General features: G+C 45.9%; 12 protein-coding genes. 9 read left to right on the top strand and 3 right to left on the bottom strand.

What is annotated here, in order from left to right; translation table 11 throughout:
• From BMW41_RS07210 to metF, 3 genes are all read right to left on the bottom strand, one after another.
• Positions 1–1,542: homocysteine S-methyltransferase family protein (locus tag BMW41_RS07210; protein ID WP_177171189.1), on the bottom strand; the 1,542-nt coding region annotated here is incomplete at its 3' end.
• Positions 1,543–1,669: 127 nt separating this feature from the next.
• The gene (locus BMW41_RS07205; protein WP_074649511.1) at positions 1,670–2,575 is read right to left on the bottom strand and encodes a vitamin B12 dependent-methionine synthase activation domain-containing protein; all 906 of its coding nucleotides are present in this window, start codon (positions 2,573–2,575) and stop codon (positions 1,670–1,672) included.
• Between the two features lie 24 nt (positions 2,576–2,599).
• Positions 2,600–3,463: a methylenetetrahydrofolate reductase [NAD(P)H] gene (metF, locus tag BMW41_RS07200; RefSeq protein WP_074649510.1), complete on the bottom strand. Its 864-nt coding sequence runs from the start codon at positions 3,461–3,463 to the stop codon at positions 2,600–2,602.
• Between the two features lie 559 nt (positions 3,464–4,022).
• Between metF and BMW41_RS07195 the strand changes: the two genes are divergently transcribed.
• The 9 genes from BMW41_RS07195 to BMW41_RS07155 all read left to right on the top strand — a co-directional run bounded on the left by BMW41_RS07195 (position 4,023) and on the right by BMW41_RS07155 (position 16,807).
• On the top strand, positions 4,023–4,988 hold the full coding sequence (locus BMW41_RS07195) for a P1 family peptidase (RefSeq protein ID WP_074649509.1): 966 nt from the start codon (positions 4,023–4,025) through the stop codon (positions 4,986–4,988).
• Between the two features lie 335 nt (positions 4,989–5,323).
• Positions 5,324–6,598: an ATP-binding protein gene (locus tag BMW41_RS07190; RefSeq protein ID WP_074649508.1), complete on the top strand. Its 1,275-nt coding sequence runs from the start codon at positions 5,324–5,326 to the stop codon at positions 6,596–6,598.
• Between the two features lie 50 nt (positions 6,599–6,648).
• The gene (locus BMW41_RS14945) at positions 6,649–9,231 is read left to right on the top strand and encodes a type I restriction-modification system subunit M (RefSeq protein ID WP_074649507.1); all 2,583 of its coding nucleotides are present in this window, start codon (positions 6,649–6,651) and stop codon (positions 9,229–9,231) included.
• Between the two features lies 1 nt (position 9,232).
• Positions 9,233–10,474 (top strand): restriction endonuclease subunit S, encoded by a 1,242-nt coding sequence (locus BMW41_RS07180; RefSeq protein WP_074649506.1) that lies wholly within the window; start codon positions 9,233–9,235, stop codon positions 10,472–10,474.
• A gap of 122 nt (positions 10,475–10,596) precedes the next feature.
• On the top strand, positions 10,597–11,175 hold the full coding sequence (locus BMW41_RS07175; protein WP_074649505.1) for a restriction endonuclease subunit S: 579 nt from the start codon (positions 10,597–10,599) through the stop codon (positions 11,173–11,175).
• Positions 11,176–11,269: 94 nt separating this feature from the next.
• Positions 11,270–11,683, top strand: coding sequence for a restriction endonuclease subunit S (locus tag BMW41_RS07170; RefSeq protein WP_074649504.1), 414 nt, complete (start codon positions 11,270–11,272; stop codon positions 11,681–11,683).
• Between the two features lie 19 nt (positions 11,684–11,702).
• Positions 11,703–14,888 carry a type I restriction endonuclease subunit R, EcoR124 family gene (locus BMW41_RS07165; protein ID WP_083378825.1) on the top strand — a complete coding sequence of 1,062 codons (3,186 nt, stop codon included), beginning with the start codon at positions 11,703–11,705 and terminating at the stop codon, positions 14,886–14,888.
• A gap of 44 nt (positions 14,889–14,932) precedes the next feature.
• Positions 14,933–15,862 (top strand): site-specific integrase, encoded by a 930-nt coding sequence (locus BMW41_RS07160; RefSeq protein WP_074649502.1) that lies wholly within the window; start codon positions 14,933–14,935, stop codon positions 15,860–15,862.
• 114 nt (positions 15,863–15,976) lie between these two features.
• Positions 15,977–16,807, top strand: a complete 831-nt coding sequence (locus BMW41_RS07155; RefSeq protein WP_207646874.1) for a GIY-YIG nuclease family protein — start codon at positions 15,977–15,979, stop codon at positions 16,805–16,807.
• The last annotated feature ends 14 nt before the right edge of the window (positions 16,808–16,821 follow it).

Below are 16,821 nucleotides of genomic sequence, written 5' to 3'. Positions count from 1 at the left end.
CGACACACCGAGAATCGAGCTTCCGCCCAGTTCATCCCGGATCCGGCGAACGGTCTCCAGTGTGGTGATCGCGCTCCGGGGATCACTTGAGATGGTCATACAGAGTCCGTCGATGATGACATCTTCTTTCGGAATGCCGTAGGATGCTGCCGTCTCATAGATCTTTTTTGCAATCCGGATGCGGCCGTCGGCATTGTCCGGGATGCCGTCTTCATCGAGCGCCAGGCCGACGATGACACCGCCGTATTTTTTGACCAGCGGAAATACCGCCTGCATAACCTCCTGCTTTCCGTTTACGGAATTGATCAGTGCCTTGCCGTTGTAATGCCGCAGTGCCCTCTCCATGGCTGCAGGATTTGCCGTATCAATCTGGAGCGGAAGTGCCAGCACACTCTGGAGACGGATGATAACCTCGTCCAGAAGCTCTGTCTCGTCAATCTCCGGGGAGCCGACATTGACATCCAGAACGAGAGCGCCGGCATCCTCCTGCTGAAGACCCTGCTCCACGATATAGTCAATGTCATGCTCGATCAGTGCCTGCTTGAAGCGTTTTTTGCCCGTCGGATTGATACGCTCGCCGATGATGACCGGTTTTGCGCCGCCGCCGATTTCTACGGTCTGTGAGAAGGAGGAGATGACGGTGTGTTTTTCCGGTGTCGGTATACGGAACGGAAGCGCTGTGACTGCAGCGATCTCTTTTCGGATATGTTCCGGCGTTGTTCCGCAGCAGCCGCCGAGCCCGGATGCGCCGAGTCCGGCGATGGTTTTCATGTAACCGGCAAAGGCATCCGGATCCACATCGTAGACGGTCTTTCCGTCAACGGATTTCGGAAGCCCCGCATTCGGGTTGACGATGACCGGAACGTGGGCAGCTTTCACCAGACGCTCCACGATGGGGATCATCTGCCGTGGTCCGAGGGAACAGTTGGTACCCAATGCGTCGACGCCGAGACCCTCCAGCATCGCGGTCACCGATTCCGGCGTTCCGCCGGTCAGCATTTTTCCGGATCCGTCGAAGACACAGGTGATGAAGACCGGAAGATCGCAGTTTTCCTTTGCGGCGAGAACGGCTGCCTTCGCCTCATAGGAATCGTTCATGGTCTCGATGAGGACGAGATCCGCGCCTTCTCTCGCTCCGATGCGCACGACTTCGGCAAAGATCTCAACCGCGTCGTCGAAAGAAAGATCGCCCATGGGCGCAAGGAGTTTTCCGGTCGGTCCGAGATCCAGGGCAATATAGGCGTCGTTCTCGCGGCCGGCACGGGTTCGGGCTTCTTTCGCGAGACGTACGGCGGATGTGACGATCTCGTCCAGATTCTCCGGGAATTTCAGACGGTTGGCGCCGAAGGTGTTCGTGTTGAAGATATGAGAACCGGCATTCAGATAACCGAGATGCAGGTCAATGATGTCGTCCGGATGGGTGAGATTCCATGTTTCCGGGAGTTCGCCCGGCTGAAGACCTTTTTCCTGAAGAATCGATCCGGTACCGCCGTCAAAAAATATCCATTCTTTTCCGATCCGGTCTAATATGTTTTTGCGCATCGCAGTTTCTCTCTTTCTTTCTGAACTATCTTTCATGAAATCATTCTGTCCGAACACCCGCGGAATGCGGGAATCGGACGATACATATGCCGCGGGGAATGTGCGGGGCTGAATTACGGTTTGACGTTCAAGGAGTGTTTGCGCCCGGCTGTTTCCGGTAGAGGCAGTCCGGAGCGTGGCTGCAGGTCAGACACGAGTCCGATTCCGAAGGAATGCCTGTCATGTCGGAGGTCTGTTCCGGCTGTTCCGCATCCCTGTCGGGGGAACGGAAAGACTGGTGGGAGTCAGGCTCCGGTTTTTTACATGAGGTTTCCAGTTCCAGCGGATTGACAATATCGGCGAGATATTCGGAATCATCCGGATTGGAGCCGGTTCCGGAGACAACGGTTTCATAGACCGCGGTTCCGGAGACGATTCCTCCGGAGACACCGGTTTCTCTGTTGATCCGGTCGGAATTCTTCACGCATCCGATGAAGGCGGTGATGGATTTGCTGGGGACCATGAGGAGCGTATCGGTCAGAGTGATGCCGCACCATTTTTCCATATCCAGAAGACGCGAAAAGTCCCTCTGAAGAGACAGAGGGAGATCTCCGTAACCCGGGGAATACCGGGGACGGAATGTGTAACCTGTTTTTTGGGCTTCATCGGCGAGGTCCCGGACTTCGGCGTCTGCATAAGCTTCGATCATCGCCGCGCCCGCCGCCTGATAGATCGCGGCGTCCAGAATGCTTGTGACCTCGCTCCGGCGGATGAGCCGGTCGATGCCGACCCCGACGGTTGCGGCAAAGAGGATTACTTCATCGCAGCCCTTCAGGTTTTTATACAGGTTTTTGGACCGGATCGTCAGATCCGCGATGAAAACAAGATCCGGAGATTTGGTCCGGACCGGAAATCTCCGGTGGATGCTTCGCGGAGCAGCTGACTGCTGCATTTTTCCAATGCAGCGGCGGATCCGTTCATCGAGTTCGTCTCCGGGGCGGATGGTCCGATCCCCGAGAAAACGGTATACCTCATGCAAATTGATGTCAATCATGATTTCTTTCCGCGGACAATCGCATCAGACCTTCAGGATTTCGGAGAGATTCTTCTGAATGGCTTCTGCGATATCCGGCTTGTTCATGGAGTAAACGTGGATGTGGCGAACGTCGTTCGCGATGAGGTCCACGATCTGTTCGGTTGCGTAAATGATGCCGGCCTGCTTCATCGCTGCCGGGTGGTCTCCGAACTTGTCCACGATCTCACGGAAGCGGGTCGGGACACTGGTTCCGGACAGGGCAACGGAGCGGCTGAGCTGCACGGCGTTTGTGATCGGCATGATACCGGCAAGCACCGGAACGCGGATGTCGTTTTCGCGGAGGCGATAGAGAAAGTTGAAAAACTCCGCGTTGTCAAAAAACATCTGCGTGGTGAGGAAATCCACACCGGCGTCGACTTTGCGTTTCAGGTTTTTGATGTCTTCATTTTTGTGAGAACACTCGACATGACCTTCCGGATAGCAGGCTGCGCCGATGCAGAAATCACCGTGAGCGCGGATATCCTCAATCAGCTCGGAAGCATAGTGGTAGTCGTCGTGCGGGGCACCGTCCTTCGGGATATCGCCGCGGAGTGCCATGATATTGTCAAAACCATTGGCCTGTATCTTCCGGAGCATCTGATGGACATCCTCTTTGGTGGAGGAAACGCAGGTGAGGTGCGGAAGCACCTCCACACCGTATTTGTCGCGGATATTTTTGGCAATGTTGAGCGTGAACTCGGAGGTTCCTCCGCCCGCGCCGTATGTCACGGACATGAAACTCGGTTTTAATGCGGCAACTTCCTCGGTGACCTGCTGAACGGAATCAAAGTTCTCGATCTTTTTCGGCGGGAATACTTCAAAGGACAGCGTTGTTTTCTTCTTGTTCAGTATATCAATAATTTTCATGATGGTTCCTCACTTTTAGTATATTTTTTTCGCAGTAACTGTCCGCAGTAAAATGTAGTCCGCCGGACGCCTTTGCTTATATGACCTGCCGGATTTTTCCGCAAACGTCCGGAACTTGCCGGAGCGTGATTTGCCTTGGTTTCTTTAAAACATAGGAGTTTAATTGGTTATTGCCATTAAAGCATGTTTTTTGCGGAAAATACAATATTTTATAAAAGGGGATAGCCATAGATTTTTGCTATGACAAATGGGATGAAATGATGAATGATCTATGCTCTGTGCCTGGCAATTCTTCACGGCCGGATAAACCTGCGAAGGAACAGAGTGTAATCTTTCCGGCGCGTTCATTGAGCCTCTGCCGGATTGACCGGGAAAACCGGCGAAAGATCAGATCGCAATGACGGTATATTATCGAGTCTTTTTTTATAGTATAATTAGCAAAGAATTCGAAAGCAGGGCAAGTGTTATGGAAAAAACAGAGCTTGGAGCGGAAAAGGGGCAAAACCACAAAAGCTGATTGGCTGCGGGTTTTGCTGGAAAATGACGGGGAGAAGAGAGCATGAAGCAAATCGGAATTAATGACATTAAAGGTTTTCGGATCGGACAGGCAGAAAATGCGGAAGCAGCCACCGGCTGTACGGTGATTCTTGCCGAAGGAGAGATGGCAGCGGGTGTGGATGTGAGAGGCGGCGGCCCGGCTTCACGGGAATGTGAGTTACTTAGACCGTTTTCCACAACGCCGACAATTCACGCGCTGGTTCTCGGCGGCGGAAGCACCTTTGGTCTGGGGGCGACGGACGGCGTGCTGCAGTACCTCGAAGAGCGGGGAATCGGATATGATATGGGAGTCACGCATATTCCACTGATCTGTCAGTCGGACATCTTTGATCTGACGGTCGGCGATCCGATGGTGCGTCCGGACAGGGCGATGGGATATCAGGCCTGTGTCAATGCGGAAAAACGGAACTACCGGGATGGCAATTACGGCGCCGGCTGTGGGGCGACCGTCGGAAAATATCTCGGCATGGATTACTCCATGAAGAGCGGAATCGGAAGCGCCGCCGTGCAGATCGGCGATGTTCAGCTCGGTGCGATCGTTGCGGTCAATGCCATCGGCGATATCTATGATCCGGAAACGGGAAAGATGATTGCAGGTCTCCTCACGGAGGATAAAAAGTCTTTCCGCAGCACCGAACAGGTGATGTATGAGATGGCGGAAAACAAAAATAAAGGCTTTGTCGCCAATACGACCATCGGAGCGATCCTGACCAATGCGGTGTTTGACAAGGCCCGGCTCTCTAAGATCGCATCCATGACACACAACGGATATGCCCGCTGTATCCGCCCGGTGCACACATCGCTGGATGGTGATACCATCTATGCTCTCTCTAACGGAACGGTTCAGGCGGATATGGATATGGTCGGAACACTGGCTGCACAGGTGATGTCTATGGCGATCGTAACCGCGGTCAAGAGTGCGGTGGGAGCATACGGTTTTCCGGCATATGGGGATATCAACCTGTAACCGCTGAAGAAAAGGACCGCAAACAAAGGAAAACAGGGAACGAGTCAAAGAAAGAGGAATAATTTGGAGCATCCCTGTCCGTAGTTTTTTGGAACGACAGGAAAAGCCACAGAGCGTCAGACGCAGCAAAAGACTGCGGAAGGATGTCCTGTGGCTTTTTTTGAACGAAAAGTGCCAACTCGCCGAACGAAAATGCGCCAACTCGCTGAATAAAAACGCGCCAACTCGCCGAATGAAAACGTGCCAACTCGCCGAATGAAAACGCGCCAACTCGCCGAACAAAAAGTTGCCAATTCGCCGAAAAAGTATTATTCTTTGAGGTAAGAGGTGAATCTATGAAAGAATACAAACCACGTATTGTAGATGATATATTAAAGGACAAACTGGAAGCGAAGGGAGCAGTCGTTATCGAAGGACCTAAATGGTGCGGAAAGACAACCACCGCCATGCAGGTTGCGAACAGCGTACTTCGAATGGATGAACCGTCCAGGCGGGATGCCAATATTCAGCTGTCGGAGATTGCGCCGGAACGACTTCTTCAGGGAGAGGTTCCGCGACTGATCGATGAATGGCAGATCGCGCCCAAACTTTGGGATGCGGCAAGATATGAGGTGGATACCAGAGGTGAGGAAGGCCAGTTCATTTTGACCGGATCGGCTGTGCCGGTGGAGTCAAGAGAGATCACGCATTCGGGAACCGGTCGGTTTACATGGCTTACGATGCGCCCGATGTCCCTCTATGAATCCGGTGAATCCTCCGGCGAAGTCAGTCTGGAAGAATTATTCAAAACGCCGGAACAGATTGTGGGAACCAATTCGCTGGATATCGGTAAGCTTGCATTTCAGATCTGCCGGGGCGGCTGGCCGCATGCCATCGGCATGAGGGAAAAGATCGCTCTTACACAGGCAGTAGACTACTATGACGCTGTGGTGAAATCGGACATCAACCGGGCGGACGGCGTGACGAAAGATCCGGAGCGAGTGAAGCGCCTGATGAGATCCTTTGCACGCAATCAGGGCGGACAGGTTGCGAATACCGTCCTCCGGGATGACATTCAGGCAAATGACACGGAGTCACTGAGTGAGGATACGATTGCATCCTATATCAACGCGTTAAAGAAGATATTTGTTGTGGAGGATATGCCGGCGTGGAATCCGAATCTGCGCTCGAAGACATCGATCCGGACAACCGACACGAGATACTATGTCGATCCGTCGATTGCGACGGCAGCTCTTGGAGTAGGCCCAAACGATTTAATTAACGATCTGAATACCCTGGGTCTGCTGTTTGAGACGCTGTGTGTCAGAGATCTCCGTGTTTATGCGGAATACCTTGGCGGTGATGTCCTGCATTACCGGGATAAAACCGGTTTGGAATGTGATACGGTGATTCATCTGCGGAATGGGAAATACGGACTGGCAGAGATCAAGCTCGGCGGACAGCGGTTGATCGAGGAAGGTGCCGCGAATCTTAAGACACTTGCAGCAAAGATCGACACAACGAAAATGCCCGCACCATCCTTTATGATGATCGTGGTTGGCACCGGAGAGTACGCATATCGAAGAGAAGATGGAGTTTATATTGTCCCGATCGGGTGCTTGAAACCGTAATGATAAAAAAGACGGTATAGAATATTACAGATAGTAAAGGAGCTTAAGCTATGAATAAGCAGCAGCTTGCAACAAAGATTTGGGAGTCCGCAAATCAGATGCGGTCAAAGATTGAAGCGAATGAATATAAGGATTATATTCTTGGATTTATATTTTATAAATACCTTTCTGACAAGGAAGAACAGTGGCTTGTTTCCAGAGGATTTGATCACGAATCGATAAAGTCATATGTCAATGAAGAAGCTGATGATCGGTATTCGAGCAAATCAAGCGCGCAGCAGAATCTGGGATATTTCATCGCATATAAGGATTTGTTCTCAACATGGATTCATATGGGATCCGATTTTACCGTTGATAATGTTAGAACAGGATTATCGTCCTTTAATCGTTTGATTTCGTCGTCTCATAAAAAAGTATTCGAAGGAATCTTTAATACGCTGGAAACCGGTCTGTCCAAGCTGGGGGAGAATACCAAATCTCAGACGAAAGCAGTCAGTGACCTGATTCATCTGATTGATGAAATTCCGATGAATGGAAAGCAGGATTACGATGTCCTGGGATTTATCTATGAATACCTTATCTCAAACTTTGCAGCAAATGCAGGGAAAAAAGCCGGAGAATTCTATACGCCGCACGAAGTATCGCTTTTGATGTCCGAAATCATCGCAGATCATCTGAAAGGACGTAATGAAATCAAAATCTATGATCCGACGTCCGGTTCAGGTAGCCTTTTGATTAACATCGGTAAGACAACTGCAAAATATATGCAGGATGCAAACCGCATTCGGTATTATGCGCAGGAATTGAAGGTGAATACGTATAATCTGACTCGTATGAATCTCGTGATGCGCGGTATCCTGCCGGATAACATAGTGACAAGAAACGGCGATACTTTGGAAGAAGACTGGCCGTATTTTGATGAGAATGATCCGCAGGGAACGTATGATCCGTTATACGTCGATGCGGTTGTGTCTAATCCGCCGTACTCACAGAGATGGGATCCGGCAGGAAAGGAAAATGATGCAAGATATTCCAGATACGGGGTGGCGCCTAAATCCAAGGCGGATTATGCATTTCTTTTACATGATCTCTATCATCTTCAGCCGGATGGAATTATGACGATTGTTCTGCCACATGGTGTTTTGTTCCGCGGCGGAGAAGAAGGACAAATTCGGAAGAATCTGATCGAGCAGAATAATATTGATGCGATAATAGGTCTTCCGGCGAATATCTTCTTCGGTACTGGGATTCCGACCATTATTATGGTTCTTCGACAGAAGAGAGAAAACAGTGATGTACTGATCATTGATGCGTCGAAAGGATTTGCTAAAGTTGGAAAGAATAATGCTCTTCGCGCCTCTGACATTCGAAAGATTGTTGATACAGTCCGGGAACGTAAGAATGTTGAGAAATACTCACGCGTTGTCAGTCTCGAGGAGATAAGAGCAAATGATTACAACCTGAATATTCCACGTTATGTTGATTCGTCGGAAGAGACGGAAGGCTATGATATTTACGCATCGATGTTTGGAGGTGTTCCGGAGAACGAATTAAAACAGTTTGATAAGTTTTGGAAGGTTTTTCCAGCTTTGAAAAACGAACTGTTTGATGGAAATGGATCATATAGTCAGCTGAGAACGAAGGATGTTGTTAAGACAATTCAGAACAACAAAGATGTGAATTCGTTCCGAAAAGCGTTTGAAGGTGTGTTCGCGGATTTTGAAGAATACATGGATCATACTCTGATTGACAGCGCGGAGACACTGGCGATACCAAAGACAGAGGAAGCGATTGCGGCGAATATTTTTGAACGCTTTTCAAGTATTTCCTTATTGGATCCATATGAGGCATATGAAATTTTTGCGACCCAGTTTTCCGACATTGCCGGAGATCTGGAGGTGATTCAGACAGAAGGCATGAAAGCGGTAAAACAGGTTGATCCGAACATGATCGTCAAAAAGAAAAATGGCGTAAATACGGAAGTGCAGGACGGATGGAAGGGACATGTTCTTCCGTTTGATTTGGTTCAAAGAACATACATGGCAGATCAACTGAATTCGATGAAGAAAAAGCAAGAACAGTTAGATGCAATTCCGTCATCGTATGAAGAGCTTCTTGAAGCGCTGAGCGAAGAGGATAAGGAAAATATCTCTGACGCGCTGAATGATACGAATGATGCTTTTGTGTTTAAGAATATCAAAGCGGTGGTTAAGGTGCTGAAGGACGATGCCATATCAAATCGCAATTTGATTGAGTCTTTGCAAAAGGCAGAGCGATTAAATACAGAAGAAAAGCGTCTTAAAACAGAGGTAAAACAGGATGAAGACAGGTTGCATCTTGAAACGAAGGAACTGATGGAAAAACTCAGTGACGATCAGGTTCGTTACCTTCTTCATGAAAAATGGGTTAAGACGATAAAAGATGGAATCCTGAGCCTTGACAGCGAAATGCTGACCCAGTTTTCAAAGGCGATTGAAATACTCGGATCAAAATATGCAATTACAATGAATGATCTTGAGAAGGAGATCGCAGAAACAGAGAAGTCTCTTGCTGAAATGTTGGGGGATCTTACTGGATCGGAAACAGATATGGAAGGTATCCGGGAATTACAGCTTCTTTTGGGAGGTGCGTAAAATGGAAAATAAACGTGCACCAAGAGTGCGATTTAAAGGGTTTACGGAGGATTGGGAACAGCGTAAGTTCTCTTCGGTCTTTGAGGGATTGCAGAATAATACCCTGTCGAGAGCGGAATTGAACTACGAAAGCGGTACAGTAAAGAATGTGCATTATGGCGATGTGCTGATAAAGTTTGGAGACTATATTGATGCCTCCGAAGCAGAATTGCCGTACATATCCGACGATGCTAAAGCCGATAAGTTTAAGAACTCTTTTTTGCAAGATGGGGACATTATAATTGCAGATACAGCAGAGGATGATACTGTTGGTAAATGTACAGAAATACAGGGTTCCAAAGGTTTGAAGCTACTGTCAGGACTTCATACGATAGCTTGTCGTCCAAAGGAAAAATATGGTCCGATGTTCCTGGGGTATTATATCAATTCTCCTGCATATCACAACCAGTTAAAACCGTTAATGCAGGGAATAAAGGTTACTTCAATTTCAAAGTCAGCCCTCCAAGATACGGATATGATTATGCCGAAATCTATAGATGAGCAGATTAAAATCGGAGAGTATTTTTCATACCTCGACAACCTTATCACCCTTCATCAGAGAAAGCTGGTAAAACTGAATTCTGTGAAAAAATCAATGATGGGAAAAATGTTTCCGAAAAATGGAAAACGAGTTCCAGAAATTCGATTTGCAGGATTTACTGATGATTGGGAACAGCGTAAGTGCGGTGATGTACTCTCTGAAAGTCGAGAACAAGGACATTCTGGTGATAAGGCGAAGAAGCTCACTGTAAAATTATGGGGCAAGGGAGTTGTTGCCAAAGATGATAAAGGTAGTGCGGCGACACAATATTTTATACGACATGCAGGACAGTTTATTTATAGCAAATTGGACTTTTTAAATTCAGCATTTGGAGTAGTGCCAGAAGAGCTTGAAGGCTATGAAACCACTGCAGATTTGCCTGCTTTTGATTGTCATGGAATAAATCCATATTTTATGTTTTATAGAGCAGTACAACAAGACTTTTATCTCAAAAATGGAATCATAGCAGACGGAAGTAGAAAAGCAAAAAGAATACATGCTGATACTTTCCTTGAAATGCCATTACTGCTTCCACATATAGGAGAACAGAACAAAATTGTATCTTATATACAACAACTCGACAACCTTATCACCCTTCATCAGAGTAAGTTGACGAAACTGATGAAAATAAAACAATCAATGCTGGAATCAATGTTTGTATGAGACAAGTTTGTTGATGGATCGAGGTTAAAGGAATATCTGAACGAAAATACTATTTTTAAAACTGAGCGAAAGTCCCTGCGAAAGGGACTTTCAGAGATTATGAGAAAAATGATGAATATAGGATGATTTATTTTTGGGAACAGCGTAAGTTGGGAGAAATGTCTACATCATTTGAGTACGGACTCAATGCTGCAGCCAAAGATTATGATGGTACAAATAAGTATATTCGTATCACAGATATCGATGATTACAGCAGAAAGTTTTCTCAAGAGGATGTAACATCTCCTGATGCAGACTTATCGAAATCAGAAGCCTATAAATTATCTGAAGGAGATATTTTATTTGCCAGAACAGGGGCAAGTGTTGGAAAAAGCTATATTTACAGGGCTTCGGATGGATTGGTATATTATGCAGGATTCTTAATTCGAGCAAAAATTAAACCTGAATATAACCCTGAATTTGTATTTCAGAATACTCTTACATCAGATTATGAGAAGTTTATCAAGGTAACTTCCATGCGTTCTGGACAGCCTGGAGTTAACGCTCAGGAGTATTCGCAATTCGAAATTCGTGTACCTAGCAAAGCTGAACAAGATAAAATTGCCACCTATTTAAGAAGCCTCGATAACCTTATCACCCTTCATCAGTATGTGTCTTTTTTTTCTAACACAAAGGTTTGCTCATTTTTGGGAACAGCGTAAGTTAGGACATCTATATATTGAAAGAAACGAAAGAGGAAATGATAATCTTCAAATACTATCTGTTTCGATTCATACAGGAGTATCCGACGGAGCGTTGGATGAAGACGCACTTGGTAAATTTGTCAAACGAAGTGAGAATAAATCCACATATAAACATGTATATTCAGGTGACCTCATTTTTAACATGATGCGTGCTTGGCAAGGTGCAATTGGAGTAGCTAAAAATGAGGGAATGATAAGCCCTGCATACATTTCAGCTATTCCAAATGATGAGGTCTATCCTTTGTTTATGGATTACGCACTACGACGAGATTCGACAATTTCAGAGATAAATAATCTTTCCTATGGAGTGACGGATTTCCGTAAAAGATTATATTGGGATTCATTTATTAAAGTAAAATGTGCGGTGCCTTCGATTGAAGAGCAAAAGAAAATATATTGTGTTTTAAAGCGTCTCGATACCCTTATCACCCTTCATCAACGAGAGATAGAATACATACAAAAATGATAAAAACAGGAGCATGATTATGGATCATTACGAGAAAGAAGCTGATTTTGAAAAAGCGCTTATCGCTGCACTCCAGAGTTATGGATGGGAGAAAAAAGTAATCTACAATCCGACGGAGAAGGATCTGATTCAGAACTGGGCAGATATTCTCTTTGAAAATAACAGAGAGATTGATCGTTTGAACGGCTGTCCATTGATCCCCGAGGAAATGGATGAACTTCTTGAACAGATTCAGGAGAAGCGCACTCCACTTGCGTTAAATGGTTTTATCAATGGAAAAACGGTGGCAATTACCAGAAAAAATCCGGATGATAAGCTTCACTACGGTAAAGAGGTCAGTCTTAAAATTTATGATCGCATGGAGATTGCAGCGGGGCAGAGCCGTTATCAGATTGTGGAGCAGCCGCTTTTCTCCAGACATGAGCAGGTGCTTCAAGATCGACGTGGAGATCTGATGCTTTTGATTAACGGAATGCCGGTATTTCATATCGAACTTAAACGTTCCGGCGTGCCGGTACAGGAAGCTGTAAACCAGATTGAGAAGTATGCGCATGAGAATATCTTTACTGGTTTGTTTTCATTGGTACAGGTGTTTGTGGCGATGAATCCGGAAGAAACCCTGTATTTTTCTAATCCGGGGCCGGAAGGAAAATTCAATCCGGATTTTTATTTTCATTGGGCAGATCTGAACAATGATCCGATCAATAACTGGAAGCAAGTTGTGGAGCGCCTGTTATCGATTCCTATGGCACATCAGCTGATTGGGTTTTATACAGTGGCGGATGATGCGGACGGGATCCTTAAAGTAATGCGAAGCTATCAGTATTATGCGGCAAATAAGATTTCGGATCGTGTCGCGAAAAATGACTGGGATGCAGGAAGCCAATTGGGAGGATATGTCTGGCATACAACCGGATCCGGAAAAACGATGACATCGTTCAAATCTGCACAGTTGATTGCGAATTCGAAAGATGCAGATAAAGTCGTTTTCTTGATGGATCGTATCGAACTTGGAACACAGTCTTTGAAGGAATACCGTGCGTTTGCGGATAATGCGGATGACGTTCAGGAAACGGAAGATACGGTGACATTGATTTCCAAATTGAAGAGTACAGATCCCAAAAACACATTGATTGTTTCGTCCATTCAGAAGATGAGCAACATCAAGGAAGATGCAGAAGGAAAGATGCGGGCACGGGATCTGGAGATGATGAAAGAAAAACGCCTTGTGTTCATCATCGACGAATGTCATCGATCAACTTTTGGCGAGATGCTGTCGACAATCAAGGAAACATTTCCCAATGCGCTGTTTTTCGGATTTACCGGTACACCGGTCTTTTCAGAAAATGAACAGGCGATGAGCACAACGGCGGATATCTTTGGAGATGAATTACACCGATACAGTATTGCCGACGGAATCAGAGATAAAAACGTATTGGGCTTTGATCCGACCATGGTGTGTGTTTATCCGGATAAGAGTCTGCGCAAACAGGTGGCTCTTCAAAAGTCGGGTGCAGCTTCGGAAGAGGAGGCGATTGCAGATCCGGCGATGAGTAAAGAATACTACCATTATATGTCTTCTGTAGAAGTGCCAATGGCAGGAAAACTTCTTGAGGATGGAAAGTATCTGAAAGGAATTGAAGACTATATTGGCAAAGAAGCGTGGATGACCGATAAGTTCCAGGAAGCCGTGGTTGATGATATTTTGGACAACTGGGTTATGCTGAGCAGAAATAGCAAGTTTCATGCGGTCTTTGCAACATCAAGTATTCCGGAAGCAATCCGGTATTATCGAAAATTCCGCGAGAAAAATCCAAAGCTGAAAGTGACCGGATTATTTGATCCGACAATTGATAATCAGGGGGGAAAGCGGTCTCTTGATAAGGAAGACGGGCTGAAAGAGATGCTGAACGATTATAATCAGATGTTCGGACAGAATTTCGACATTGGTGGATATGCCGGCTTCAAGACCGATGTTTCTTTTCGACTGGCACACAAGAAAATGTATTCCCGCGTAAAACCGGAGCAACAGCTGGATCTGCTGATCGTTGTAAACCAGATGCTGACCGGATTTGATTCAAAGTGGGTCAACACACTGTACCTGGATAAAATTCTGGTGTACCAGAATCTGATTCAGGCATTTTCCAGAACCAACCGGTTGTTCAATATCAATGAGAAGCCGTTTGGCTCTATTCGGTATTATCGTATGCCTCACTCGATGAAGCGGAACATTGAGGATGCGGTTAAATTGTATTCCGGTGACCGTCCGCAGGGACTTTTTGCGGATCATCTTCCGACAAATGTGGAACATATGAATGTAACATTTAAAGATATGGAGGAGCTCTTTAAAAATGCGGGAATCTCGGATATGGATAGGCTTCCGACTGATGTTCCGTCGAAAGCAAAATTTGCAAAACTGTTTCGCGAGTTTTCAACATATCTTCAGGCAGCGAGAATTCAGGGATTTAGTTGGAAACAGACTGAGTATGAGCTAAGGGTTGATGCAGAAGATGAGAGAGAGGATGTGATCAAGTTGATCCCTCAGGAGGAGCAATATGAGATTCTTCTGCAGCGATACAAGGAACTTCGTACAGGTGGAACCGATGGCGGCAATGGTGATGATGAAATCACGTTTCCGATCGATCCTTATCTGACGGAACAGAACACCGGCGTCATTGACAATGATTACATGAATTCCCGGTTTGAAAAGTGGAAAAAGCAACTCAACGATCCAAATGTTGATCCGAAAGAGGTGGAAAATACACTGGAGGAACTTCATAAATCGTTTGCTTTTTTATCACAGAAAGAGCAGAAATATGCGAATCTGTTCCTTCACGATATTCAGTCCGGAGATGTGAAGTTTGTTACGGGAATGGTTTTCCGGGATTATATCGTGATGTATGAGAAAAATGAGAAAACGATGCAGATTAATCGCTTGATTCATTATCTCGGATTATCTGAAAAGCAGCTTCGGGATATCATGGATGCGCATGTATCAAAAGATAATTTGAATGAGTATGGAAGATTTAATGCGCTGACTGCAACGGTAGTACGCGAACAGGCACGGGATTATTTTACCAAAGTGGACGGTGAACCGATTCCGCCATTTCTTGTCTGCAATCGGGTAGATGATCTTCTGACAAAGTTCATTCTGGAAGGGGGATTTGATATTCCTGATCCGGATAACTGGAATTCTGCGGAATAAACAAAAGGAGTTCGGTCCTTCATCGGCGTAGGAAGGAGAGACTTATGCCTGTTGAATTTCAAACGACCGATCAACTGAAGGATTACTATCGAAATTGGATTTCTGTGTACAAAGAAGGTGCAATACGGGATGTTACATTGGCCAAGTATTGGATGAGCCTTTCGTGGATTGAAAAATTAGCGCCTGATCTGGAACTGTGCGATGTGACTCGTGTGGTATACCAGCAGATCATCAATGAATACGCCAAAGAGCACGAACGTCAGACGACGATGGATTTTCATCATCAGCTAAAAGGAGCAATTCTGGATGCGGTGGATGAAGGGCTTATTCCGGTGGATCCCACTCGGAAAGTGATTATTAAAGGGAAAGCGCCATCTGGAAAGAAGACGAAGTATTTGAACCAGTTTGAATTGCATACGCTGTTAAAGAACCTGAAGCTGGGAGAAAAAGTGAACTGGGATTGGTTTATACTTCTGGTTGCAAAGACCGGTATGCGTTTTTCGGAGGCTTTGGCCATCACTCCGGGTGATTTTGATTTTGCGCATCAGACTTTGTCGGTCAGTAAAACCTGGAATTATAAGGATGGAGGCGGTTTTGCTCCAACGAAGAATAAGTCGTCAGTCCGGAAGATTCAAATCGATTGGCAGCTGGTGATGCAGTTTGCAATGCTTGTGAAGGATTATCCCGTGGATACACCAATCTTTGTAACAAAGGAGAGAGTCTACAATTCTACAGTAAACGACATATTAGAACGTTATTGTCAAAAACTGGAGATTCCTGTGATTTCTGTCCATGGGCTTCGGCACACTCATGCGTCAATTCTTTTGTATGCAGGAGTGTCGATCGCGAGTGTAGCAAGACGGCTTGGACATGCAAGTATGACGACAACTCAGAAGACATATCTTCACGTAATTCAGGAGTTGGAAAATCAGGATGTGGATCTTGTCATGAGATCTCTGGCGAACTTAACATAATTACAAATTGAGTTATTGCGCCGATGAAGGATTCGGAGATAATTCATTTTAATTTCGATTGGAATGAATCATGATAGAGTCGATGATTGTTGAAGAGCAGGGGAAGTTACGATTATGTACGGGAAAACGATTGAACTATTTCTTGTAAACGGGACGGCAGACAGTCTTATTACAGCAGAGTTATCAAACTGGAATGGAAAGGCCATTAAGATTCCTCGTACAGAAGTGCAGGACTGCGAAAGAGATGATATACGGGGAGCCGGTGTTTATTTTCTATTCTGTAAAAAAGAAGATGGGGATGACGCCGTATACATTGGAGAAGCCGAGAGTGTTTTGGATCGATTGAAACAGCATCTCAGAGATTATCAGACCGACAAGGAAGAGTACTATTGGAATACGGCAGTTGTTTTTGTCGGGAGAGACTTAAACAAAGCACTGATACGTTATCTGGAAGACCGTCTGGTAAAGATGGCTTGTGAATGTGATCGTTATAAAGTTCTTACAAAAAATACGTATAGTAAAACGGTTATGAAAGAATCACAGATTGCCACAATGGAAGAATTTATCGAGAATATCCGGATTCTGATTGCGACACTTGGATATAATGTTCTTACAGCGATGCCAAAGGCAGTGGATGATACAAAGTATCTGTATTGCAAAGGATCCGGTGCACACGCAACGGGATTCATCAGTGTGAATGGGATTACAGTGCTGAAAGGTTCTCTCGTTTCGGAAAGTACAACCCCGTCGTTTGAAACCAGGGGAAAATCCTACTTTAAGCTAAGGAAAAAACTGGAGATGGATGGAACGATCCAGAACAGAGTATTTCAGAAGGATTATGAATTCAATGCTCCTTCTGCGGCGTCTGCAGTCGTAATGGGACGTACGTCCAATGGGAATCTTGATTGGAAAGATGAGAATGGGGTTCGATTAAAAGAACTGTAACAGGTCTTTTGACG

It is taken from the genome of [Clostridium] aminophilum (genome assembly GCF_900101295.1).
Taxonomy (GTDB): Bacteria; Bacillota; Clostridia; order Lachnospirales; family Lachnospiraceae; genus Clostridium_R; species Clostridium_R aminophilum_A.
The sequence above is the reverse complement of the archived record's forward strand: the minus strand, read 5'-3'. Positions and strand labels throughout refer to the sequence as shown.

Excerpts from the sequence above, each read along its gene's own strand:
- BMW41_RS14945 (WP_074649507.1), top strand. The coding sequence starts at position 6,649 with ATGAATAAGCAGCAGCTTGCAACAAAGATTTGGGAGTCCGCAAATCAG.
- BMW41_RS07190 (WP_074649508.1), top strand. The coding sequence starts at position 5,324 with ATGAAAGAATACAAACCACGTATTGTAGATGATATATTAAAGGACAAA.
- metF (WP_074649510.1), bottom strand. The coding sequence starts at position 3,463 with ATGAAAATTATTGATATACTGAACAAGAAGAAAACAACGCTGTCCTTT.
- BMW41_RS07160 (WP_074649502.1), top strand. The coding sequence starts at position 14,933 with ATGCCTGTTGAATTTCAAACGACCGATCAACTGAAGGATTACTATCGA.
- BMW41_RS07180 (WP_074649506.1), top strand. The coding sequence starts at position 9,233 with ATGGAAAATAAACGTGCACCAAGAGTGCGATTTAAAGGGTTTACGGAG.
- BMW41_RS07205 (WP_074649511.1), bottom strand. The coding sequence starts at position 2,575 with ATGATTGACATCAATTTGCATGAGGTATACCGTTTTCTCGGGGATCGG.
- BMW41_RS07165 (WP_083378825.1), top strand. The coding sequence starts at position 11,703 with ATGGATCATTACGAGAAAGAAGCTGATTTTGAAAAAGCGCTTATCGCT.
- BMW41_RS07155 (WP_207646874.1), top strand. The coding sequence starts at position 15,977 with ATGTACGGGAAAACGATTGAACTATTTCTTGTAAACGGGACGGCAGAC.
- BMW41_RS07175 (WP_074649505.1), top strand. The coding sequence starts at position 10,597 with ATGATTTATTTTTGGGAACAGCGTAAGTTGGGAGAAATGTCTACATCA.
- BMW41_RS07195 (WP_074649509.1), top strand. The coding sequence starts at position 4,023 with ATGAAGCAAATCGGAATTAATGACATTAAAGGTTTTCGGATCGGACAG.